This is a genomic window from Aliivibrio sp. S2TY2, assembly GCF_028765525.1.
Lineage (GTDB): Bacteria > Pseudomonadota > Gammaproteobacteria > Enterobacterales > Vibrionaceae > Aliivibrio > Aliivibrio finisterrensis_A.
In genome coordinates, this window is the sequence record NZ_JARACS010000005.1 from 168,399 (window position 1) to 189,864 (window position 21,466).

Annotated in this window: 17 protein-coding genes; 5 read left to right on the top strand and 12 right to left on the bottom strand. The window is 39.4% G+C overall.

The window, feature by feature from the left end; all coding sequences use genetic code 11:
* Positions 1-209: 209 nt before the first annotated feature.
* Genes glpC through glpA form a run of 3 tightly spaced genes read right to left on the bottom strand, consistent with a single transcriptional unit; the run spans position 210 to position 4,539 of the window.
* Positions 210-1,481, bottom strand: a complete 1,272-nt coding sequence (gene glpC / locus PVK63_RS10370; RefSeq protein WP_130047590.1) for an anaerobic glycerol-3-phosphate dehydrogenase subunit GlpC — start codon at positions 1,479-1,481, stop codon at positions 210-212.
* The gene (gene glpB / locus PVK63_RS10375) at positions 1,478-2,845 is read right to left on the bottom strand and encodes a glycerol-3-phosphate dehydrogenase subunit GlpB (RefSeq protein WP_130086508.1); all 1,368 of its coding nucleotides are present in this window, start codon (positions 2,843-2,845) and stop codon (positions 1,478-1,480) included. Before glpB ends, glpC begins: the two co-directional genes overlap by 4 nt.
* Positions 2,842-4,539, bottom strand: a complete 1,698-nt coding sequence (glpA, locus tag PVK63_RS10380) for an anaerobic glycerol-3-phosphate dehydrogenase subunit A (protein ID WP_130086507.1) — start codon at positions 4,537-4,539, stop codon at positions 2,842-2,844. Before glpA ends, glpB begins: the two co-directional genes overlap by 4 nt.
* A gap of 294 nt (positions 4,540-4,833) precedes the next feature.
* On the opposite strand from glpA, the gene fdhF reads away from it, so the two are divergent.
* Positions 4,834-8,991 (top strand): formate dehydrogenase subunit alpha, encoded by a 4,158-nt coding sequence (gene fdhF / locus PVK63_RS10385; RefSeq protein WP_130086506.1) that lies wholly within the window; start codon positions 4,834-4,836, stop codon positions 8,989-8,991.
* 86 nt (positions 8,992-9,077) lie between these two features.
* Here fdhF and pepT read toward each other — a convergent pair whose 3' ends face one another.
* Positions 9,078-10,307 (bottom strand): peptidase T, encoded by a 1,230-nt coding sequence (pepT, locus tag PVK63_RS10390; RefSeq protein ID WP_130086505.1) that lies wholly within the window; start codon positions 10,305-10,307, stop codon positions 9,078-9,080.
* A gap of 127 nt (positions 10,308-10,434) precedes the next feature.
* Positions 10,435-10,794 (bottom strand): helix-turn-helix domain-containing protein, encoded by a 360-nt coding sequence (locus PVK63_RS10395; RefSeq protein WP_242504900.1) that lies wholly within the window; start codon positions 10,792-10,794, stop codon positions 10,435-10,437.
* A gap of 519 nt (positions 10,795-11,313) precedes the next feature.
* On the opposite strand from PVK63_RS10395, the gene PVK63_RS10400 reads away from it, so the two are divergent.
* Entirely contained in the window at positions 11,314-12,102 is a 789-nt protein-coding gene (locus PVK63_RS10400) for an AraC family transcriptional regulator (protein ID WP_130086504.1), read from the top strand.
* A 6-nt stretch (positions 12,103-12,108) separates the two neighbouring features.
* Here PVK63_RS10400 and PVK63_RS10405 read toward each other — a convergent pair whose 3' ends face one another.
* A complete protein-coding gene (locus PVK63_RS10405; RefSeq protein WP_130045203.1) occupies positions 12,109-12,300 on the bottom strand; it encodes a hypothetical protein in 192 nt (63 codons plus the stop codon).
* Between the two features lie 41 nt (positions 12,301-12,341).
* On the opposite strand from PVK63_RS10405, the gene PVK63_RS10410 reads away from it, so the two are divergent.
* Positions 12,342-12,722 carry an MmcQ/YjbR family DNA-binding protein gene (locus tag PVK63_RS10410; RefSeq protein WP_423734704.1) on the top strand — a complete coding sequence of 127 codons (381 nt, stop codon included), beginning with the start codon at positions 12,342-12,344 and terminating at the stop codon, positions 12,720-12,722.
* A gap of 156 nt (positions 12,723-12,878) precedes the next feature.
* On the top strand, positions 12,879-14,228 hold the full coding sequence (locus PVK63_RS10415; RefSeq protein ID WP_130086503.1) for a diguanylate cyclase: 1,350 nt from the start codon (positions 12,879-12,881) through the stop codon (positions 14,226-14,228).
* Between the two features lie 59 nt (positions 14,229-14,287).
* On the opposite strand, the gene PVK63_RS10420 is transcribed toward PVK63_RS10415, so the two are convergent.
* Complete coding sequence (locus PVK63_RS10420; protein WP_130045201.1) at positions 14,288-14,851, bottom strand: hypothetical protein; 564 nt, start codon at positions 14,849-14,851, stop codon at positions 14,288-14,290.
* 135 nt (positions 14,852-14,986) lie between these two features.
* On the opposite strand from PVK63_RS10420, the gene PVK63_RS10425 reads away from it, so the two are divergent.
* The gene (locus tag PVK63_RS10425; protein WP_130047598.1) at positions 14,987-16,501 is read left to right on the top strand and encodes a DUF3612 domain-containing protein; all 1,515 of its coding nucleotides are present in this window, start codon (positions 14,987-14,989) and stop codon (positions 16,499-16,501) included.
* A 130-nt stretch (positions 16,502-16,631) separates the two neighbouring features.
* Here PVK63_RS10425 and PVK63_RS10430 read toward each other — a convergent pair whose 3' ends face one another.
* The 5 genes from PVK63_RS10430 to PVK63_RS10450 all read right to left on the bottom strand — a co-directional run bounded on the left by PVK63_RS10430 (position 16,632) and on the right by PVK63_RS10450 (position 21,441).
* Positions 16,632-18,548 carry a monovalent cation:proton antiporter-2 (CPA2) family protein gene (locus tag PVK63_RS10430; protein WP_130086502.1) on the bottom strand — a complete coding sequence of 639 codons (1,917 nt, stop codon included), beginning with the start codon at positions 18,546-18,548 and terminating at the stop codon, positions 16,632-16,634.
* Positions 18,549-18,554: 6 nt separating this feature from the next.
* Complete coding sequence (locus PVK63_RS10435; protein ID WP_130086501.1) at positions 18,555-19,172, bottom strand: NAD(P)H-dependent oxidoreductase; 618 nt, start codon at positions 19,170-19,172, stop codon at positions 18,555-18,557.
* A 72-nt stretch (positions 19,173-19,244) separates the two neighbouring features.
* The gene (locus PVK63_RS10440) at positions 19,245-19,574 is read right to left on the bottom strand and encodes a DMT family transporter (RefSeq protein ID WP_130086500.1); all 330 of its coding nucleotides are present in this window, start codon (positions 19,572-19,574) and stop codon (positions 19,245-19,247) included.
* A gap of 189 nt (positions 19,575-19,763) precedes the next feature.
* Complete coding sequence (locus tag PVK63_RS10445; RefSeq protein WP_130086499.1) at positions 19,764-20,180, bottom strand: RNA-binding S4 domain-containing protein; 417 nt, start codon at positions 20,178-20,180, stop codon at positions 19,764-19,766.
* Between the two features lie 88 nt (positions 20,181-20,268).
* Positions 20,269-21,441 (bottom strand): YcbX family protein, encoded by a 1,173-nt coding sequence (locus PVK63_RS10450; RefSeq protein WP_130086498.1) that lies wholly within the window; start codon positions 21,439-21,441, stop codon positions 20,269-20,271.
* Positions 21,442-21,466 lie beyond the last annotated feature (25 nt).

The following is a 21,466-nucleotide window of genomic DNA, read 5'->3' on the forward strand; positions in this document are numbered from 1 at the left end:
CAGATTAAATTTGTGGCTAATCTATCACGCTTAGCTGTTTAGTTACTATGTTAATAGGTGTTTAAATTGTGATCTAAGTCACATTTATAAAATGAATGTATTTGCATTAATTATATGGAATTCTGGTGTTGTTTTTAAGGGTTTGTTTGGTGCTGGATATATCTAATACAACAGCCTGATCACTTATGAGGCAGGCTGTTGAGGTTAATTTACACCAATGCTTCACACAATAACGAAATAGGATGAATAGTCGTCACATTGGTATTCTCTTCAATTTGCCATTTACACGTTTCACAATCGGTAATTGCATAATCTGGTTTTGCCGCCTTTATTTGGTCAAAGATATTTTTACCAATAGCGATAGAGGTATCGTAATTCTCTGTTTTAAAACCGTAAGTTCCAGCTAAACCACAGCATTCACTGTCTAGTACTTGCACTTCCAAACCGGGGATAGCACGCAGCAATTCGATAGTGTAGATATTGCCACCACTGCGCTCTAAATGACAAGGCGTATGGTAGACAATCTTCTTATTTAAGGGTTTCATTTTAGGCCCACGACCATTCATTATTTCTTTTAGTATGAAGCGTGTAACGTATTCTATTTTTTTCGCTACTTTGCTGTTATCGACATCTAATACGTGTGGATACTCTTGTTGTAAGGTGAATGAACAGGTAGAAGAGGTCGATAGAATCGGCACATCTCTACGTTCAATCGCAGCTTCTAAATTAGCCACATTAAACTCGGCGTTTTTCTGTGCTTTTTTATGGAAGCCATTAGCAATAAGAGGGACACCACAACATTTCTCTTTATCTAATAATTGTACGCCAATGTGCATGTTATTCATGACGCGGATAAAGTCTTTCCCTAGTTGCGGGTGGTTATAGTTTACAAAGCATCCGTGAAAATAGTGGACTTGTTGCTGGTAAATCGATTGATCAGACACTTCTTTTTTATACCAACGGCGGAACGTTCCGTGAGAATACTTAGGCAGTGATTTATGGTCATGAACACCAATGGTTTTGTGCATTACTTTTTTTACTAAGGGTACACTCGTGACAGCGTTTACAATAGGGGCAACAGGCGTTGCTACCGAGCCAAATAGATCGGTATGACTTAATACGAAGTCACGGATCCCCTTCATGTTATAAGCTGGTTTTCCGTGTTTACCACGCGCAACTGCAATCATGTCACCAATTTTAACCCCTGACGGACAAGCGGTTTCACAGCGCTTGCAGTTGGTGCATAGCTTTAAGGTTTCGTCATAATATTCTGGGCTTTTAAAGCGTAAACGCTCGCCATCTGGGCCGCATTGTTTTGGCCCAGGATAATCAGGGTTCTCTTTAGCAACAGGACAATACACGGTACATACGGTGCATTTTAAACACTGATCAAAACTCGTATTTGCTGGTGCTCTGAAGATTAAGTTATCTTTTGCAAAACGATCTTTTAATAGATTTGAATTAAATAGTGGGCTGCTCATAATGCGACCTCTTGTTGTTCTGTTTTATTATGGGATAAACATTCAGGTTTTATCTGCTTGATTATTGATTCTGCAGCATGAAACCCAGAGCTAATTGCAACACCACTGCCGCTGCCTTCTAATACAGGGTTATAACCCGATAAGATCGCTCCGGCGCAATACAGATTATCAATAATATGACCTGATTTTATTGCTTGTAGTTGTGAGGTTGTTGTTACGCCCATGCTTAAAAATGGGTGAGATTGAGGGCTAAAGAAGCTTGGATTATACCAACCCGTTCGAGTGTTACTTTGATTAAGATCTAAACCAAAAATAGGTTCTTCCATTGAACTTGCACTTGCTTTTAAACCTTGGCTAAAGAAGCTGCCGGTTGCTAGTACAAACTGCTTTGCTTGCAGTGGGAAGTCACCATGATTTTTAGTGAATATACGGTTTAATCTGTAGTGCGAATGCTCAGGATCTTCTCTATCAACATATGAAAACTCACCTTGAATAACGTGGTCCCCATTGAGTAGGGTTCCACCTTGTTCAATGAAAGCGTGTTTCATGGTTTCTTCTAATCGAATACCCAATAATGATGGTGGCATAGTTGGAACTTCACATAAGGTCAATTGAGTTAACGCTTCAATCTCCTTTAAAAGCCCCAAACCTTTGCCATTACCAAAAATAGCCGGGATTACGACAAGATCGCCGGGATTCGCGTGTTGCTGCAGTGCATGTGCAAATTCTTGTAGGTTCGCTCGTTTTGCTAATAATCGAGAAAGATCAATAGAGCGTAATTCACAGTGATTGCGTTGAATATCATTAAAAGCAGACAAAGATACGGTTGCTGTTGAAATTTCAACATCAGATAATTGAGTGATTTGCTTTAGGTTATCTTGCGCTAACTTTGGTTGAAAATCACGAAAGCCATCAATCGTCACCAATACTATTTTTTGCACTGTATTGCTTTCTAGTGCCATTGGGAATTGATGAACAAAAGGTTGCGATAACCACGTTGATTTCATTGTGCCTAGTGGCGTTAATCGATAATGATTACGTCCGTTTGTTTGAGAGGTTAGTGGAACACCAATACTAGATAGCGTCGCTTGGTACCAATCAATCGCACGGTTTACCGTTTCTTTTCCTAATGTGGCATAAGGGTGTTCAGGATAATGAGTCGAAAATCCATCAATTGCTGACATAGGGTCGATAACATGCGTGCCGTCAGGTGTTTTTGCTAATACATCAACAGAGCCTGATGAGAAGTGTAGGGCACTTTGACCAGAGGCAATCACCGCTGTTTTTAACCCAGCTTCTAAGCAGCGAAGAGCACAGCTTAATCCTGCCATGCCGCCGCCAATGATAATGGTATCGAAATTCATAATGTTGCCTCTTGTTCTTTTTGTTGTCGAGACGTCTCTGTTTGTTCTGACGTTATCGCTGTATCAGTACTGGTGTTCGCGGTTGGTATATCGCTTGCACCAAATAAGCCTTCATAAATCCAATAGCTAAATTCAGCCTCACGCAGAGCATCACCCCAGAAAACGGGCTTGATACCTTTCCAGCGTTCTTCTAAAAAGTGAATCAATAATTGGCTTGATTGATTGCCAGAGGCTTGTCCACATTCTTCAAAAAGCCCAGCAGCGCGATACGTACATAACTCGCCTTGGCAAGGTCCCATACCTAAACGGGTACGACGACGTAGATCGACTAAGTTGTGCACATCTAATTGATTGATGGCATAGTTGATTTCACCTTGAGTTACCATCTCACATTCACAGATAACCGCTTGATCTTTGGCATTATCAGTTAAGAAACGTTGTGCTCGTTCACCATGGCGATAAACTGCACTTTGATAAACAGGTTTTGCTAGGCTTGCGGTTTTTTTCGCTGCGATAGAAGCACTGTTTGACCCCGGGAGTGGACGGCTGTGTGTTGTGCATTGTTGGGTATTATTCAGTTTTTTAGCTACAAGATCCGTGGTCATTTCTGCCATTAAGCGTGATGTCATTAATTTACCGCCGGTAATGGTCGTTAATCCGTTCAGTCCATCTTTTTCACCATGGTCAAGCAAGACAATTCCACGGCTTATATTACGGCCAGAACCATCATCATCTACCGCGACTAAAGGACGTACACCAGCATAAGCGCGAAGTACACGAGTATTCGCCATAATAGGGGCAAGTTTGGCACCTTCGCTTAGTAGAATATCCACCTCTTTAGCGCTAACGTGAAGGTCATCTATTTTGTCATAATCAATATGCTCTGATGTGGTTCCTATTAATGAAATAGTGTCACCCGGTACTAAAATGTCGGCATCAGAAGGTTTACGGCAACGGTTTATTACTAAGTTATTAATACGATAATCTAAGATCAGTAATGAGCCTTTAGCTGGGAACATCTTGATGCTCAAATCAGCGTATTCACAAATGTTTTGCCCCCAAATACCTGCGGCATTAATGACTTCTGATGCGAATATTTCAAATTTTTGATTGGTTCTAACATCAATACATTTAACCCCAAGAACCGTATCTTGGTGGCGAATAAGAGACGTAACATGAGTATGAGTGAGCAAACGCGCACCATTTTCTTTCGCATCAAGCACATTTGCCGCACATAAACGAAAAGGGTCAAGTGTTCCATCCGGCACTTGAACCGCTCCAATTAGGTTAGGGTTGACGTTTGGTTCAAGTAGTAAGGCTTCCTTAGGGGTGAGTTGTTTTGCTTCAATACCAGCAATTTGGCATGATTCAATAAACTGCTTTTGAAAATCTAAGTCATCATCAGGAAGAGAGATAAACAGGCCTTGTGTATCTTCAACACAATGCTTTGCGATGTTTTTTAATATTTTATTCTCATGAATGCATTCTTTAGCTGATTCGTTATCCGTAACGGCATAGCGAGCCCCAGAGTGAAGTAAGCCATGATTTCGGCCTGTGGTTCCAGAAGCTAAATCGTCTTTTTCAATTAAAATGCAATCGATACCGCGCAGAGCACAGTCACGCATGATCCCCGTGCCTGTCGCACCACCTCCGATGATGATCACTGACGTTTCTAATCGAGACGTTTTATCCATAATTCACTCTCTTTTTACCACTTATGATGTATGGTTCTATGATGATATTTATCTTCTGCACTTTCTTTGATTTAGCGCAATTATGTTCGTTCGCGCATTCGTGTTATTTTCGTTTTGGTATATAAGTCACATGAATTTCATTAAACGAAGGTGGGCTTAGGGGTTTAACCCGATGGTAAAGAGAATAATTTGCGCGTTTTCGAATAGAAGGACGGCGGATTTGCGAGTCATATCAAATTTTATAAAGAACAGATGATATAATTGGAATAATTAGTAATAAATCTAGGGTACTGAATGATGAAAATAACTATAGATAACCAAACATTCACTATCGATGAAGAGTTAACACTTTTAGCAGCTGCAAAGGAATGCAATGTCGAGATCCCGTCACTGTGTGGAAACAACATTAATGGCGAAAAAATACCATGTGATCTGTGTGTTGTAGAAGTTGATGGTCAAGGAATTCAACGCGCTTGTGAAACTCAAGCCGTTGATGGTATGCAAGTGATCACTTCGTCTGAAGCGTTAGCAAAACGTCGTCAAAGTGCATTAAATAAAATTCTTTCTGATCATTACGCAGATTGCGAAGCGCCGTGCCAAACTGCGTGCCCAGCTGGCGTGGATATACAATCATATCTGTACCATATTTCGCAAAATGATCATCAAAAAGCGATTGAAGTCATCAAACGAACATTACCAATGCCATTGTCGATTGGCCGTGTCTGTCCTGCTTTTTGTGAAACAGAGTGTCGTCGTGGCTTGGTTGATGAGCCATTAGCTATTCGTCAACTTAAACGTCACGCCGCTGATGTGGATCTGCATGCTCAAGAATCTTACGTTCCACCGAAAAAAGCAGATAAAGGTAAATCCATTGCTGTAATTGGCAGCGGCCCTGGTGGATTAACCTGTGGCTATTACCTAACCAATGAGGGTTACAGCGTAACGGTGTTTGAGTCGATGCCTAAAGCGGGCGGTTGGCTACGTTATGGTATTCCTGAATATCGTTTACCAAAATCAATTTTAGATAAAGAAATCGAATTGATGTGTCGTAACGGTATGGAAATTCAAACCTCTGTGAAATTAGGTGAGGATTTCTCATTAACACTGTTAAGTGATGAGTATGATGCTGTCTGTTTGGCAGTCGGTGCTTCAAAAGCGGTTGAAATGCATTATCAAGGCAGTGAGCTTGGTGGTTGTTATTTAGGAGTTGATTACTTAAAAGATTACGTAACAGAATCTAAATTAACGACAGGTAAAAAAGTAGCGGTTATTGGTGGTGGCAACACGGCGATTGACTGTGCTCGTACAGCGGTACGTGATGGTGCCGATACAACGCTTATTTATCGTCGTACTCGTGAAGAGATGCCAGCAGAAGATTATGAAGTGATTGAAGCTGAACACGAAGGTGTTAAATTCCATTTCTTAACCAACCCGGTTGAAAATATTGCTGATGAAAATGGACGAGTAACTCAAGTTCGCTTGGAGAAAATGGCATTAGGTGAACCAGATGCGTCTGGTCGTCGTAGTCCTCAGGCAACCGGTGAATTTTTCATTGAAGAGTTTGATACCGTAATTTCAGCGGTATCACAAAAACCGGATTTAAGCTTTTTAGAGAACGATACGATTGATTTGCCACTGACTCGTTGGAATACCGCTGATGCAAACAGTTTGACAATGCACAGTGGTGTGAAAAATATTTTTAGCATCGGTGATTTTCGTCGTGGTCCTGCAACGGCAATTGAAGCGGTTGCTGATGGCCGTATTGCTGCAGAAGCGATTGATCGTTTCTTTAACGGTGACATGGAGAAAATTCCAACTAAACCGTTTAATTCTCAAAAAGAGAAGAAAACTAAGCAAGTTGATCCTAAGCATTTTGAACATATTCAAAAAGCAATGCGCGTCATCATGCCTGAGTTAACCGCTGAGCAGCGTGAGCAAAGCTTTGATGAAGTTGAAACTGGCTTTGATAATCTAGATGCGATTCGTGAAGCTGAGCGCTGCTTAGAGTGTGCCTGTCAGGCAAACACCAATTGTGGTTTGCGTGATTATGCGACGGAATACAAAGCCGATGAAACGGATTTAACCAACGAAAGTAAGCAAAAGTTTGCTATTGATACCAGCTCTGAATTTATTGTTTTTGATGCCAACCGTTGTATTAGTTGTGGCCAATGTGTTGAAGCGTGTAACGAGAAGGGCGTGCATGGCGTATTAAGCTTCATGAAAAATGAAGATGGAACCAATGCCTCTCGCCCTGAATGTCGTGCAGGTTTTGAACATGGTTATCAAATGGGTAACTCGAACTGTGTGCAATGTGGTGCGTGTGTTCAAGCGTGTCCTGTTGGTGCATTGGTTGATTCTCGTGATAAATCTCAAGGTCGAATCGAAATTTTAAAACCAGTAGATACCATTTGTACATACTGCGGTGTGGGTTGTAAGTTAACCATGATGGTTGATGAATCTACAAACAAAATTAAATACGTTCAAGGTGCGAAATCGTCTCCGGTAAACGAAGGCATGCTGTGTGTTAAAGGTCGCTTTGGTTTTGATTTTGTCAGCAGTGATGAGCGTTTAAAAACACCGTTAATTCGTAAAAATGGTGAGTTAGTTCCTGCAAGTTGGGAAGAGGCGATCACATTAGTTGCTGATAAGTTCAGTGCCATTAAATCTCAATATGGCGGCAATGCGCTAGCTGGATTCTCGTCGGCAAAAACCACCAATGAAGATAACTACGCATTCCAAAAATTAGTACGTCGTGAGTTTGAAACCAATAACCTTGATCACTGTGCACGCTTATGTCACTCAACGACAGTAACGGGCTTAGAAGCGTCTATTGGTAGTGGGGCGATGACCAATGATATTCCAAGTATCAAACATTCTGATCTGATCTTTATTATTGGTTCAGATACAACATCTGCTCACCCGATTATTGCTTCTCACATTAAACAAGCCATCCGTCATCACGGTGCTCGTTTGATTGTTGCGGATCCAAAACAAGTGGATATTTCTGATCATGCTGAGCTGTATGTAGCGCAACGTCCGGGTACGGATGTGATGTTACTTAACGGTATTATGCAGCAGATCATTAAAAACAACTGGCACGATCAAGCGTACATCGCTGAACGTGTTGAAGGTTTTGATGAGCTGAAATCAGAAGTGATGTCAGAGACATATTCTCCGGAAAAAATTGAGCTAATCACAGGCGTAAAAGCACAAGATGTGATTGAAATGGCACGTTACATTGGTACTGCTAAACGTACTGCTATTTATTATTCAATGGGTATTACGCAGCATACGACGGGCCATGATAACGTCCGATCTATTGCTAACTTACAAATGCTGTGTGGCAACATTGGTATTGAAGGTGGTGGTATTAATCCACTTCGTGGCCAATCAAACGTACAAGGTGCGTGTGATATGGGTGCGTTGCCAACAGATTTCCCAGGTTACCAAAAGGTCGAGAATCCTGCAGTTTATGAGAAATTTGTAAAAGCGTGGAATAAGCCAACATTGCCAAGTAAGAAAGGCTTAACATTAACAGAAATCATTGATGCAGCCTGCCATGAACAAGTAAAAGGTCTATTTGTCATGGGTGAGAACCCAGTATTGAGTGACCCTGATCAAGCACACGTTATTCACGGTTTAGAGAAATTAGATTTCCTAGTTGTACAAGATATCTTTATGACAGAAACCGCAGCGTATGCTGATGTGATTTTACCGTCGTGCTCATTTGCAGAAAAAGCGGGTCATTTTACCAATACTGAGCGTCGTGTTCAGCGTATCTCACCTGCAGTTAATCCTCCGGGTGAAGCGAAAGAAGATTGGTGGATAATCCAAGAAATTGCCAATGCAATGGGCGGCGAGTGGAACTACCAATCGGTTGAAGACATTACTGAAGAGATCACTCAAGTGACGCCTCAGTACCAAGGCATGCATTGGGATGCGATTGGTAAGAATGGACTTCAATGGCCATGTAATGAAGCGAATCCGCAAGGCACTCGCATTATGCATAATCAGCAATTCTTACGTGGTAAAGGTCAAATGGCAGCGGTTCCATTTAGATATGCGGCTGAGTTGCCTGATGAAGAGTATCCATTAGTGCTCACAACGGGTCGCTTATTGGAGCAGTACCATACAGGCACTATGACACGTAAAACTAAAGGGTTGAACAACCTTGCTGGTCCGCGCGCCATGATGAGTGTGGCTGATGCTGAGCGTTTAGGTATCTCAAACAGTGAGATGGTTCGAGTATCAACACGCCGTGGCACGATTGAAGCGCCTGCATTTGTGACTAAGCGTATGCAAGAAGGCGTGATATTTGTACCGTTCCATTTTGTGGAAGCGGCAGCGAATAAACTGACCACAACAGCGCTTGATCCTCATGCGAAGATCCCTGAGTTTAAAGTGGCAGCGGTGAAGGTTGAGAAGATCGTAGTACCAGAAATGTGTGAATAATCATTATACGTTAAAATAAAAAATGCCCGATGGTTATACAATCATCGGGCGTTTTTGTTTGTGACTTTTTTTTGATCAGAGTTAAATTACTTATTATTCAGCGCGTTTAACTCTGCAATTTTCACAATCACATCAACGGCTTGTTTCATGCCATTAATGGTAATGAATTCATGAATACCGTGGAAGTTATAACCACCCGTAAAGATATTAGGGCAAGGTAAACCCATAAAAGATAAACGAGCACCATCAGTCCCGCCTCGGATTGGTTTAATATCAGGTTGAATGTCACAAGCGGTCATTGCTTGTTTTGCTAATTCGATGACGTGTGGATGAGGTTCTACCATTTCACGCATATTGAAGTAGCTGTCGGTTAAGATTAATTCAACACGGCCCTTTTCTAGTTTTGCGTTTAGCTCATCTACTTTTTGCTGCATAAAGGCTTTACGATCAGCCATACCTTCACGACTAAAATCGCGAACAATGTAACCTAATTCTGTTTTTGCTACGCCGCTTTCCATTGATTTTAGATGATAGAAACCTTCATAGCCTTCAGTGCCTTCTGGGGTTTCATTTGCTGGCATCATCATTTGAAATTGAGCCGCGATATTCATGGAGTTAACCATCTTACCTTTAGCTGTACCCGGGTGAACGTTTACACCGTGGCAAATAACATCTGCACTAGTAGCGTTAAAGTTTTCATATTCTAATTCACCCACAGGGCCACCATCGATAGTGTACGCCCACTTGGCATTGAATTTCTCAACATCAAATAGGTTTGCGCCACGGCCAATTTCTTCATCTGGAGTAAAGCCAATGCAGATATCCCCGTGTGGTATTTCTGGATTTGCTTTTAGTACAGCAATTGCTGTTAAAATTTCAGCAATGCCTGCTTTGTTATCGGCACCAAGTAGGGTCGTTCCGTCAGTCGTAATTAGATCATGACTGATAAGATTCTTAAGATCAGGAAATTGAGTTGGGTTTAGTTCTTCACCACTAGTGCCAAGCGTAATAATATCCCCCTGATAGTTTTCAATAAGCTGTGGTTTTACATCTTTACCAGATGCATCAGGGGCTGTGTCCATATGTGCAATGAAACCAATCGCTGGCACATCGTAGTCGACGTTTGATGGTAAGCGAGCCATGACATAGCCATTGTCATCAAGAGAGACATCAGAAAGTTCAAGCTCAGTTAATTCAGCGATTAATTGCTTTGCTAAATTAAACTGCTTTTCTGTACTTGGGCATTGAGGTGCTGAAGGATTGGATTGCGTATCGATACTTACATAACGAAGAAAGCGTTCTACGAGATCTTTCATGATAGTCACTCTATATAGTTGAAAAGAAGGCAAAGAATGAGTATGGATCAAAAAAGAAGATGAATAATTGCGATGGGTCATAAAAAGTAAATTGGAGTAGCGCACATTTGCGCGCTACTCATACAGATTATTTGTTGTCTTTTGTTTTTAAAATAAAGCCGAATTGGCTAATTAAGTTACTGATTGATTTAAACAGCATTGTACGTTCTGATTTAGAGTATTTTGATAGTTCTTGATGGAACTCGATCACATCAGACATAGTGACACCTAGCCAATCAGGGATGTTGTCGCTACCTGAAACAATCCAGCCAATCTCTTTTCTCAGAGTAAAACTTAATGGAATCAATTTGGATATATGAGGGCTAGAAAGGCCACTTGTCCAGTTAATAACCGTTCTGGTTGACACATCGCATGCGGTAGCAATTTGAGTATTGGAAAGTCCTAGCTCTTTTTTTCTTGCCTCGATCCGTCGAGAGATACTTTCCATAGAGGTGCTTTCATCTAACACAATAAACCTCGGAATTGTAAATTTAATAGAATGATAACAATTCAACATCTAATTGAAATTATATTTCCAACTATTTTAGATACAAGCGAAATAAACTTCATTAGCTAACTTATAGAGTATAAGTTTTTATTTAATATTCGTTGAATTGTAGATAAACTTATTTAAGTGAGCAGATTTTTAGTAATAATCTGTTTGATGTTGCATGTTAAAATTAAATGTTAACTTGATGTAACTTATTAATTTTATTGATAAGTATCCAATAAGAAGGTATCGGATTGATTTTGTGAATGCATATTAATCATATTGCTCATTTAATGCAAATTGTTTGTTCAAAAAATAATTTAATGACTTAATGTACGAGTTCAATTGTTAATATATATATATTAAAATATAAAAAATTAGAGGGTTACGTAGATTTATTCATTTGTATTAATATAACTTGTTCGCTGTAAATAACTATGATTAGATACACTAACTCTAGTTAATTGAGGTTAAGGAATGGTAGGTCAACGACATATACAAGCATCCGTTACTTTTGATACGTTGCCTTCAGACATTTATTTGTTGTTTGACGCTTTTCGCTCAAATACCGAAACTCGTGCTCATTCTCACTCATGGGGGCAATTACAAATCATCAGTGGGGGAATTTTAGAACTCAAAGCCGAGGGGCAGCGTTTTCTTGCTCCATCTCATTTTGCAATTTGGGTTCCAGCAGGAGTAAAACATCAAAGCTATAACCGAAAGCCTATTGCTTACTGCTCTGTAAATATTATCCCAGAATTAGCTAAAAAACTTCCTGAGCATACTTGTTTACTAGAAGTGAGTGCGTTAGTTGAGGCATTAATTGAAGAACTACGAGAGCATAAAATCCAAAAGCCAGAAAATGAACAGCAAGATAGATTAATTAAGGTACTGTTTGACCAACTATTAATTGCTAAACAAAGTGAACGCTTTTTACCTACCTCTACAGATAAATTATTAAAACCAATTCTTGAAACGCTTGAAGCGAATCCCGCAGATGAAACATCGTTAGCTGAGTGGGCTGCAAAAAATCATACGACAGAGAGAACGTTATCCCGACATTGCCAACATGAGTTAGGGATGAGTTTTACGGAATGGAGATTAAGGATCCGATACCTTTACTCTTTAGAGTTACTAAGAAAGAAAATGTCAATTAAAGAAGTCGCGTTTAGCTTAGGCTATAATCAAACTAGCCCGTTTATTACCATGTTTAAGCGTTATTCTGATTGCACACCAGAGCAATATAAACTGAAACATTCAATTTGAGGTGCGTTATCGCTCATCATTTTTTATCGCAAACTTAAAAGCGAAATAAACAATGATAATCATACTTAATGGGATGATTGCCGCTGCGTATTCAAGCCAGTTAGCATCAGAAAAAAGGCTACTGAGAATAAAGTGACCTATAATAGAGAGAAACGCACAGAACAGAGCAATAGGGATAAGTTTGAGTTCTGATGGCATGGCCACTCTCCAGTAATATAATAATTAAAGGGATATTAACATTGAATGACACTCTTGTAATTGAACCAACGCAAATGACAGAAAGAGAATTGATAGATTATCTTCTTGCTAAACCTTGTAGTGAAGACTCTTACCCATTTGGTCCGGATGCACAAGTCTTTAAAGTTTTTGGTAAAATGTTTGCTCTAATTGGTTACCGTAATGAAAAACTAACCATTACGCTTAAAGCCTCGCCAGAGAATGTTACTTTTTTAAGTGAAGAGTTTGAATGCATTGAGCGGGGGTACCACATGAATAAGAAACATTGGATTACAATCGCAGTCAATAATGAAGTGTCTATTGGAATGTTAGAAGACTGGATTGATAACTCTTATTCTCTTATCACCTCTAAATTAACGAAAACACAGAAAATGATGATCTAATAAAAATCTTAACTGAGATACCACTACATTGGCTGAGTATAATGATTCTATAAATAGAACTGATTGATAAACATACAAATATTATGTTTAAATACAATTATTTTTTAGCGCAATATCACTTTTGTGTTACGGATGTATTTCAGATAGAGAGCAGAAATGAAGGTTAAACTATTTTTAGCTAAAAAATCTACAATTATAATGCTGCTAAGTTGTTGTATTTTTGTCGTTGTCTGGATGGTTGAAGATTTACATATAAAACAAAATCGATATTTGAAAAATCAAGTTAATAGTAAGTCTAAAGCTGAGTTGGCTACCGTAAGGGCGACTTTAGAAAGCTTTATTTATTCTGATATTTATTATGCTAATAGTTTATCCACGTTACTTACCGTTAACCCAAACTCTACGATTAAACAATGGGATTTGATTGCCGCAGAGCTGTACCGAGATTCACTGAATATTCGGCATTTGGCAATCGCCCCTAATGACATCGTGAAATATGTTTATCCTTTAAAAGGAAATGTAAAAGCGTTAGGTTTAGACTTTAGAAGTGTACAGAATCAATGGTTAACGGTACAAAAAGCTCGCCATTTAGAGACTATTTTTATTGCTGGCCCTGTTGATTTAATTCAAGGAGGAAGTGCTTTCATTGCGCGAATGCCAGTATATTCTGATCCTCCTTATAATCAGGATTATTGGGGCTCAATTAGTATTGTCCTTGATATTGATGGTTTGTTTTATGAGTCTGGTATTTTTGATTTAAAAACCAAATATCATTTCGCAATGCGAGGAAGAGACAGTAAAGGGGCTGAAGGCGATGTGTTTTTTGGCAACCCTAAGATATTCGATAACCCTATCATTACTGAGACAGTGACGCTTCCCTATGGTGGTTGGCAAATGGCCATTAAAGAGAAAAAACTAAATGAGATCTATCCTTGGTATCGAATTAATATTATTCGGTTAGTAGGTTATTCTTTTTTTGTTTTAGCATTGCTGTCTATTGCGATTATTTTTAGATTGTATGTTATGGCAACAACTCGTTCTTTCGAGGATGAACTGACTCAGTTACCTAACCGTCGATACTTCATGTACACATTAAATTCTTTATTTTCTAAATCTAAAAAGCAAGGAACGCCTTTTACATTATTGAATTTAGATTTAAACAAATTTAAAAATATCAATGATACCTACGGTCATGCTGCGGGAGATGAGGTATTAAGAGAAGTAGCAAAAAGGATAGTGACTGCGCTAAGAAGTAATGATGTCGTCGCTCGTATTGGTGGTGATGAATATCTTGTTCTTTTGCCAAGACTCCACCAGAAGAAAGATATTTACTTCATTATAGATAAAATCAAATATGAGATCAGTAATGAGCCGATAGTTTATAAAGACATTTCTTTTAATGTGAATGCAACCATTGGCTATAGCTGTTTTGACACTAAAATGGAGTCTCTGGATGATTTACTGCATAAGGCAGATCGCAGTATGTATTTTAATAAACGGTATTAGTAATAGGTAACACAAGAAAGGCCACTTAGTTGATGTGGCCTTTACTTTTTTTATTTTTATTAAATACTAAAACAGCAAGCTAGTTGATAATCATCCCCATTTTTTGCAGTGTATTCTTTATCTTCTCTATGTGCTTTATGATTTGATTTTTCATCACGCTTCAGTAGGCTAATCCAATGACGCATGGCTGCTAGACCAAAGTCTTGAGTAAAGGTCGTACAAGTTTCCATCTCAATATCTTCAATAGTTACCAAAGTGTGTTTTCCCGGTTCATGATGACCAAAAATGATCTCTACATGGCTACCACTGTTGTCTTTTAAAAGAATGGTATCAGGTGATGAGCGATGGCCAGTAAAAGCAACAAATTTTCCTGGGTTACGTAACCCACTGCATCCACCATCTTTAAAGAAAACCACTAAGTGATGGTAATCCAACAGATAATTAGTTACGTCTTTGTGTGAGCCTTTAGTTAAAGGGAATAGTTGATCAAGTAGAGACTTAATTTGATTCTGCTTTTCTTCTCGTTTGCTGGTATCCATCGTTTCTACGGCATAGACAGCTTCAGCCATAAACGGAGTTTCTTGTTGTGCGTTATTCGTGTTGTTTATATTTGTGATAGCCATAGTCTTGCCCTCAATTTTCGTCCTGAAAGATAAGTAAGTCACACTGGTCAGAGTTGTTTGCTTACTTGTATTGAAGCTTAGCTTAATATTTGCTACAATTTCACAACAAAAACTTAACAGTGTGAATTTTACAAGATGCGCCAGTCAAAAAGTATTATTAGACAAAGTCATTTTCTTGGAACAAAAATTCGAAATCTGAGAAAACGCAATCACTTAACGATGGAAGATCTCTCCACTCGCTGTATTCGAGTTGATCCTGAGAATTCACCATCGGTTTCTTATCTTTCAATGATAGAGAGAGGAAAGCGGGTTCCCAGCGCTGATATGTTGGAAGTTATCGCTACGGTATTTCAAAAAGAGTCATCGTGGTTCTTAGATAGCGAGCCAGAAGCACAAGCCATTACGCCAGATAAGGGACGTAGAGGTGGGATCAGCGGTATGGCACTTGAACCGAGTTTTTTATTCTCTAATGATATTCTTCAAATAGCGATCCCTGAAATGCTGAACCAAACAGGAGTGACTGGTCGTCAATTCGCACATCTTCTTATTAGAGCCCATCAAGAAAATAATCAAAATCACTTTCCTGATTTAGAACGAGCAGCAGAAGAGGTAGGGCAGAAACAATTACCATTAAGTGTCGAGCAGATGATGGACTTGGCGGCATTTCATGGATTAACTCTGAAATGGGTACAAGATACGCCAAAATCCGTTGTCGATGAGTTTGGTGTTAATGGCAAAGAACTACTGACTTCTTTTTTTGAACCACCTTGTACAGTCTATCTAAATGAAGTCTTAAAGCATCACCCGACACGATTGAAGTACGATTTAGCGGTCTACATTGGTCATTGTGTTTTACATAACAAAGAAGGTTTGAAGAGTTCTTTGTCTGTGGGTAGCCATCGAGTATTTGATGATGAAATACACCACACAGATAGTTCATTAAACGCGCAAGATATTTTACATGCATGGCGCGATTTTGAGTCTAGCTTTTTTGCGGGCGCTTTATTGTGCCCAAGAGTTCCCTTTAGGCAGTTATTAGACCGTTATGGCTATGAGATTGATGCACATCGTTTAGCTGGGGTTTCTCCTTCTGTGGCGATGAGACGAATGACTGTGGTCTCTCCGTATCCTCATTGGCATTATTTTGATGCGTACGCACCAGGGAAATTGAAAGCGGTTTATCGTGGAAATGGTATTCCCTTACCTTGGGGAAATATGAAACAAGTAAATGATCCTTGTCATCACTGGGCGGTATTTCGCCGATTATCTGAGCCAAAAGAAGGGAGTTCGGCACAAATATCGATTCTTAATGTAAATAACGAACCTCGTATCTATTGTTGTGAATCGGTAAATATGACTGATCCTGCAGGTAATAATCGCGTGTTATGCGCTGGTATTGATTTGAATCCGGCAATTGAAGCTCAGGGAAAAGACGCGGTGTCATTAGCTCGTGATTTACAAAAAGCATGTGTAAAAAATGGTGGTGAGAGCCCTATAGCAAAAGGAATAAAAAGAGAGTTAATTAGTGTCGCTAAAATATTAAATATTAATTGGATTGAGCGTGGGTTAGAAACGGATGCGAGAGTAATTTGTTCTCGTGGTGCTGTTTGCCCAAGAAAACCAAGTTGTTATTCTGACTGTAAAGATTAGAACGTTTTTTTTAAATAAAATGCCCTAGTCAGTAATGAGTAGGGCATTTTTATGTATAGATATTTGAGCTATTGATTCATACCAATGTAACTAAATAGATCAGATAATTAATGGAATTGATATCATTTGATTATTCATCAAGATCATCAGCGTAGCCTTTGGGTGGTGGTGTCCATGCACGCTCTGATTGGTTGTGTTTATCAGAACGATCTTTACTCATGGCATGTTTAATTGTGCTTTCAAGTTCAATAAACAATTTACGATAGTTATTATCAAATCGCTCGCCTTCTGAATCATCTAACCACGCTTGATATAATTTATCAGAGCTTTGATTCTCGACCTTTTTGTACGCTATTTTTTGTTGTTCTACATGGAATGGGTGTTGACCTAATCCACGCATGGCTTCTGCACCCATTTCAAGTGCTGAACGGGTGGTTTCTGATTCAATGAAATCTGCACCAGCACAACGAAGCATATAAGAATGGCCTCTATCGTAAGCACGAGCGAGCACTTTTACTTGTGGGTAAGTGTGCTTAACATACTTAACCAGTTCAACACTGCTTTCTTGGTTATCAATGGCAACCACCAACATTGCAGCATGTTCAATCCCTGCCGTATGCAGTAGATCAGGGCGAGTGGCATCCCCAAAATAACTCTTGGTATTGATTTGACGTAACGTATCTACCTGATCGGCTTGATGGTCAAGCACAACGGTTTTTACATGGTTTGATACTAAGAAGCGATTGACTACTTGACCAAATCGACCGCCGCCAGCGATGATCACTGTGCCTTTTTCATCAATGCTATCCGACTCTCTATCATTCGATTTCTGTTCAAAACGAGGTAAGATCACTTTATCAAAAAGAATAAATAACCCTGGAGTAAAGAACATAGAAAGGGCTACCACTAATGATAATGGTTGTGCGACTTCTGGTGGTAATACATGGTTTTGAACCGTAAAACTTAATAGTACAAATCCAAATTCACCGGCTTGAGCCAAACTTAAGGTGAACAACCAACGATTACTGTTTTTGATCTTAAAGATTAAGGCCGAAACATATAGAACAGCCGCTTTTAGTGCCATTACCCCAATGGTTAAACCGATAATGGTAAAGAAATCATCAAACAGAATACCGAAGTCAATTCCTGCACCAACAGTAATGAAAAACAGGCCGAGCAGCAGTCCTTTGAATGGGTCAATATTCGATTCGAGTTCATGTCTAAATTCGGAGTTCGCTAATACCACACCAGCTAAGAAAGTCCCAAGAGCAGGAGATAGCCCCACTAAACTCATAAGAGCCGCAATACCAATCACAAGCATCAATGCCGTTGCGGTGAATATTTCACGCAGGCCTGAGCTTGCCACAAAGCGAAACAGTGGACGGCTAAGATAATGACCACCAACCACAACAAGCGCAATCGATGCGGTAATCACTAAACCATAAGCCCAGCCCGGTAATCCCGCCACTATGCTTATTTCATCATGGTGTTCTGCAGCGGTTGCTGCGGCTAACTGTGCTTTTTCTATTAATTCAGGCAATGCCAATAATGGAATAAAAGCCAACATTGGGATCACGGCAATATCTTGAAATAATAATACAGAGAAGGCATTTTGACCGCCTTCAGTTTTTGCTAGCCCTTTTTCATTAAAGGTCTGTAATACAATCGCGGTTGATGAGAGGGCGAAGATTAAACCGATGGTGAGGGCAATGGTCCAAGGCTGACCAAAGAACAGAGCTATACCCATGACAATGGCAGTTGTTCCACTCACTTGTAAGCCACCTAATCCCATTAAGCGGTTACGCATTCCCCATAGCATTTTTGGTTCAAGTTCAAGGCCGACAAGAAATAACATCATTACTACACCAAACTCAGCAAAGTGTTGAATGGTTGTTGTTTCTTCACCCACTAAACCAATGATAGGGCCAATAACCACCCCAGCAATTAAGTAGCCAAGTACAGACCCAAGACCAAGACGTTTAGCAATAGGAACAGCAATAACAGCGGCAAAGAGATAGATAAAAGCTTGTAAAAAATATCCCGTCATAATGCATTAATCCTTAATAAATTTATCGAATGAATGGTTTAGCTTAGGTAAGGTTTTAGCCACTGAAATATCCACGCGATCATTAATTAACGCAGAGAGTAAGTTTTTAAATCGTTCTGTGTGTCTTTCTACACGCTGATCTTCTAGCGCAGTTCGAGCACCAAATAACACTAATGGGGCGATGTATTCCATATTGGTTAAAGACGCCATTTGTTCAAGAGGGTGCAGCAATTCACGAATGGTAAATTGGTTATAACCATTGGTTTGATAAGCTTCTTCTTTACCGCCTGCTGTAATGGCTGATAGAAAAATTTTACCCTCCAACGATTTACCTTCTGTCCCATAAGCGAATCCGTATTCAAGTACCATATCCTGCCATTCTTTTAAAATCGCAGGGGTCGAATACCAGTAAAGTGGAAATTGAAAAATAACGACATCATGCTCAAGCAAGCGTTGCTGTTCTTTATCAATATCGATATTAAATTTTGGGTAGTCATGATACAAATCAACCACAGTGACATGTTCGATTTTCTTTGCTGCTTTAATCAGTGATACATTCACTTCTGAACGATGTTGAGAAGGGTGAGCAAATAATATCAATACTTTTTTGGGTTGCTTTGTCATAAAACCTCTTTGTTTTTACTAAGTTTATAAAGTAAATCTGGCATACTTTACAATCATAGCAATAAAAGGGGCTTAATGGGTATGTGGAACCGATGAAAGATTTATGATCGCAATTCCGATACTAATAAATCCAATACCTAGCCAAATTTTGCTGTCTAAATGTTGGTGATAAAACGCACTTGAAATAAGAGTAACAGCAATAATAGCCAAACCTGCCCAAGAAGCGTGCGCGATACCAACCGGTAATGTTTTCATCGCTTGGCTAAGAAAGTAAAAAGCCCCTAAGTGTCCGGTAATAACAATCACATTAGGTACAAGGTGTGAAAGACCATCCGTTGCTTTTAGGGCGACATGTGAAAGCGCTTCAGAAGTAACTGCAAGAAAGAGAAAAAGCCATCCCATTTTATTATTCCTATTTAGAGTCAAGGTGTTATTAAGTTGAGAAGAGTATAGCTATTTCATATTTAATGATAATAGATTAAATAAATAATTACTTTTGCATATTTGTAATAATAAGGAGGGAGGATAAAATATTTGTAGTGGACATAATAAATAAGCCCCTGAAGATAGGGGCTTGAAATTGAAACAGAATTAGAAGAAATTAATTGAACGTCGACCACTTTCTGGGTCAACCGTTGTTGGAATTTCTGGTTTCTGCTTTTTCTTCTTTTCTTTTTTCTCTTTTTTAGGTTTTGAGTCTTTATACTCAGGTTCTACTGGAATAAATTGAGGTTTCTCTTCAACTTCTGGCAGCTCACCAACAGGAGTGTCACAGATAACAACGTAATACTCTTCATTGAATTCAATAACATCGCCATCGTACATTTTACGACGTTTACGTTGTTCTAATTCGCCGTTCACACCTACATAGCCTTCACTAATCATGTGCTTAGCTTCACCGCCGCCATTCACAACATTAGCAATTTTTAATACTTTATAGAGTTCGATAGGTTGAACATTTACTTCAACGCCAATCGCTTCTACTTCAAATTCTTCTTGATCTGACATGTGGGTCTCTTAGGATTACGAATTATGGCTATTGTAACTGAGAGAAAGGCATCGTCCTAGTGCCTTTCTCTGCCTATGAAGGAAAGCATTAATCAACCACTTCAATATCCGTTTTAGGTACAGAGCAACATGCTAGGATCATTCCTGCATCTTTAAGGCGCTGATTTAGTGCAGGAGAGTCTTCTTGCTCAACTTCACCTGATTCTAAAGTGACTCGACAAGCACCACATAAACCAGCACGACAACTATTATTAATGCTAAGCCCTGCTGCTTCCGCTTGGTTCAATAATGGGTCTTGTGTATTACCTTTAAACAGGTTTCCATTTAAGCTAATGGTAATTTCTTTTGATTTAGTGTCTTCTGTTACGTTGATTGGATCTACTGTGACTTGTTGAGTTGCAACAGTAGAGATTGAATCTGAATAGTATTCTTTCTCTTTGGTTTCTAATACTTCGATCTTATCACCGACGCTAATCGTCCCTTCGTTTTTAGCAATGAGGTTTTGACCAAAATACACATTACCAGAATCATCAGCACGGAATGTTGAGAAGGTTTTTAATGGCTCTTTATTTGGGTGATACTGAGCCGTATTTGGATTTACTGTCGTTAAAATGCAGCGTTGGCAAGGTTTAACCACTTCAAACTCAACCTCCCCAATACGAATACGCTTCCAAGAATCTTCAATAAAAGCCTCATTACCTGAAACGACTAAGTTAGTACGAAATTGAGCCATAGTATGATGACTGCTACTGCGTTTATTTAGTTCAGTAAGAGAGGCTTCACTGATCACTAGCAATGGGTAACCGTCGGCAAAACTCACGTTGGTTTGAATTTTTTCACGCATACGATTGGATTGCTCGCCAGAGAACAGCAGTTGTGCTTCAGTGCCTAAAATAGAAGTGAACCACTGATTGGCTTCTTTTGTGGTGGAGTAAGCCGTAAAAGTATCATTCCAAACGGTTGTATCGATCTCTTTCATTTCTAATTCATTAAAGGTGAAATGTAGATCAATCAACCCTGGATAACAAAGGATTAACCCATCAGGTTCAATAATGGCTTTAATTTTTACCATTTGTGGATGAGTGCGAGCGGTAATCATTTTTCCATCTAATGATGCAACCATGAATCGGCGATCGCATTGTAAGCCTTGCTTTTCAACTTGAGCAGTAGATAGCGAAATCCCTGCGATTGATTTTACAGGGAATACATTGATGTTTGATAAATTTGGCGTTGAATTAATTTGGCTCACGATAGCATCCATTCTTTGTTCAGTTATTTACGTAAAG

What these genes read in the sequence shown, in the direction of transcription:
- glpC (WP_130047590.1), bottom strand. Translation starts at nt 1,481, where the DNA reads ATGAGCAGCCCACTATTTAATTCAAATCTATTAAAAGATCGTTTTGCA.
- glpB (WP_130086508.1), bottom strand. Translation starts at nt 2,845, where the DNA reads ATGAATTTCGATACCATTATCATTGGCGGCGGCATGGCAGGATTAAGC.
- glpA (WP_130086507.1), bottom strand. Translation starts at nt 4,539, where the DNA reads ATGGATAAAACGTCTCGATTAGAAACGTCAGTGATCATCATCGGAGGT.
- fdhF (WP_130086506.1), top strand. Translation starts at nt 4,834, where the DNA reads ATGATGAAAATAACTATAGATAACCAAACATTCACTATCGATGAAGAG.
- pepT (WP_130086505.1), bottom strand. Translation starts at nt 10,307, where the DNA reads ATGAAAGATCTCGTAGAACGCTTTCTTCGTTATGTAAGTATCGATACG.
- PVK63_RS10395 (WP_242504900.1), bottom strand. Translation starts at nt 10,794, where the DNA reads ATGGAAAGTATCTCTCGACGGATCGAGGCAAGAAAAAAAGAGCTAGGA.
- PVK63_RS10400 (WP_130086504.1), top strand. Translation starts at nt 11,314, where the DNA reads ATGGTAGGTCAACGACATATACAAGCATCCGTTACTTTTGATACGTTG.
- PVK63_RS10405 (WP_130045203.1), bottom strand. Translation starts at nt 12,300, where the DNA reads ATGCCATCAGAACTCAAACTTATCCCTATTGCTCTGTTCTGTGCGTTT.
- PVK63_RS10415 (WP_130086503.1), top strand. Translation starts at nt 12,879, where the DNA reads ATGAAGGTTAAACTATTTTTAGCTAAAAAATCTACAATTATAATGCTG.
- PVK63_RS10420 (WP_130045201.1), bottom strand. Translation starts at nt 14,851, where the DNA reads ATGGCTATCACAAATATAAACAACACGAATAACGCACAACAAGAAACT.
- PVK63_RS10425 (WP_130047598.1), top strand. Translation starts at nt 14,987, where the DNA reads ATGCGCCAGTCAAAAAGTATTATTAGACAAAGTCATTTTCTTGGAACA.
- PVK63_RS10430 (WP_130086502.1), bottom strand. Translation starts at nt 18,548, where the DNA reads ATGACGGGATATTTTTTACAAGCTTTTATCTATCTCTTTGCCGCTGTT.
- PVK63_RS10435 (WP_130086501.1), bottom strand. Translation starts at nt 19,172, where the DNA reads ATGACAAAGCAACCCAAAAAAGTATTGATATTATTTGCTCACCCTTCT.
- PVK63_RS10440 (WP_130086500.1), bottom strand. Translation starts at nt 19,574, where the DNA reads ATGGGATGGCTTTTTCTCTTTCTTGCAGTTACTTCTGAAGCGCTTTCA.
- PVK63_RS10445 (WP_130086499.1), bottom strand. Translation starts at nt 20,180, where the DNA reads ATGTCAGATCAAGAAGAATTTGAAGTAGAAGCGATTGGCGTTGAAGTA.
- PVK63_RS10450 (WP_130086498.1), bottom strand. Translation starts at nt 21,441, where the DNA reads ATGGATGCTATCGTGAGCCAAATTAATTCAACGCCAAATTTATCAAAC.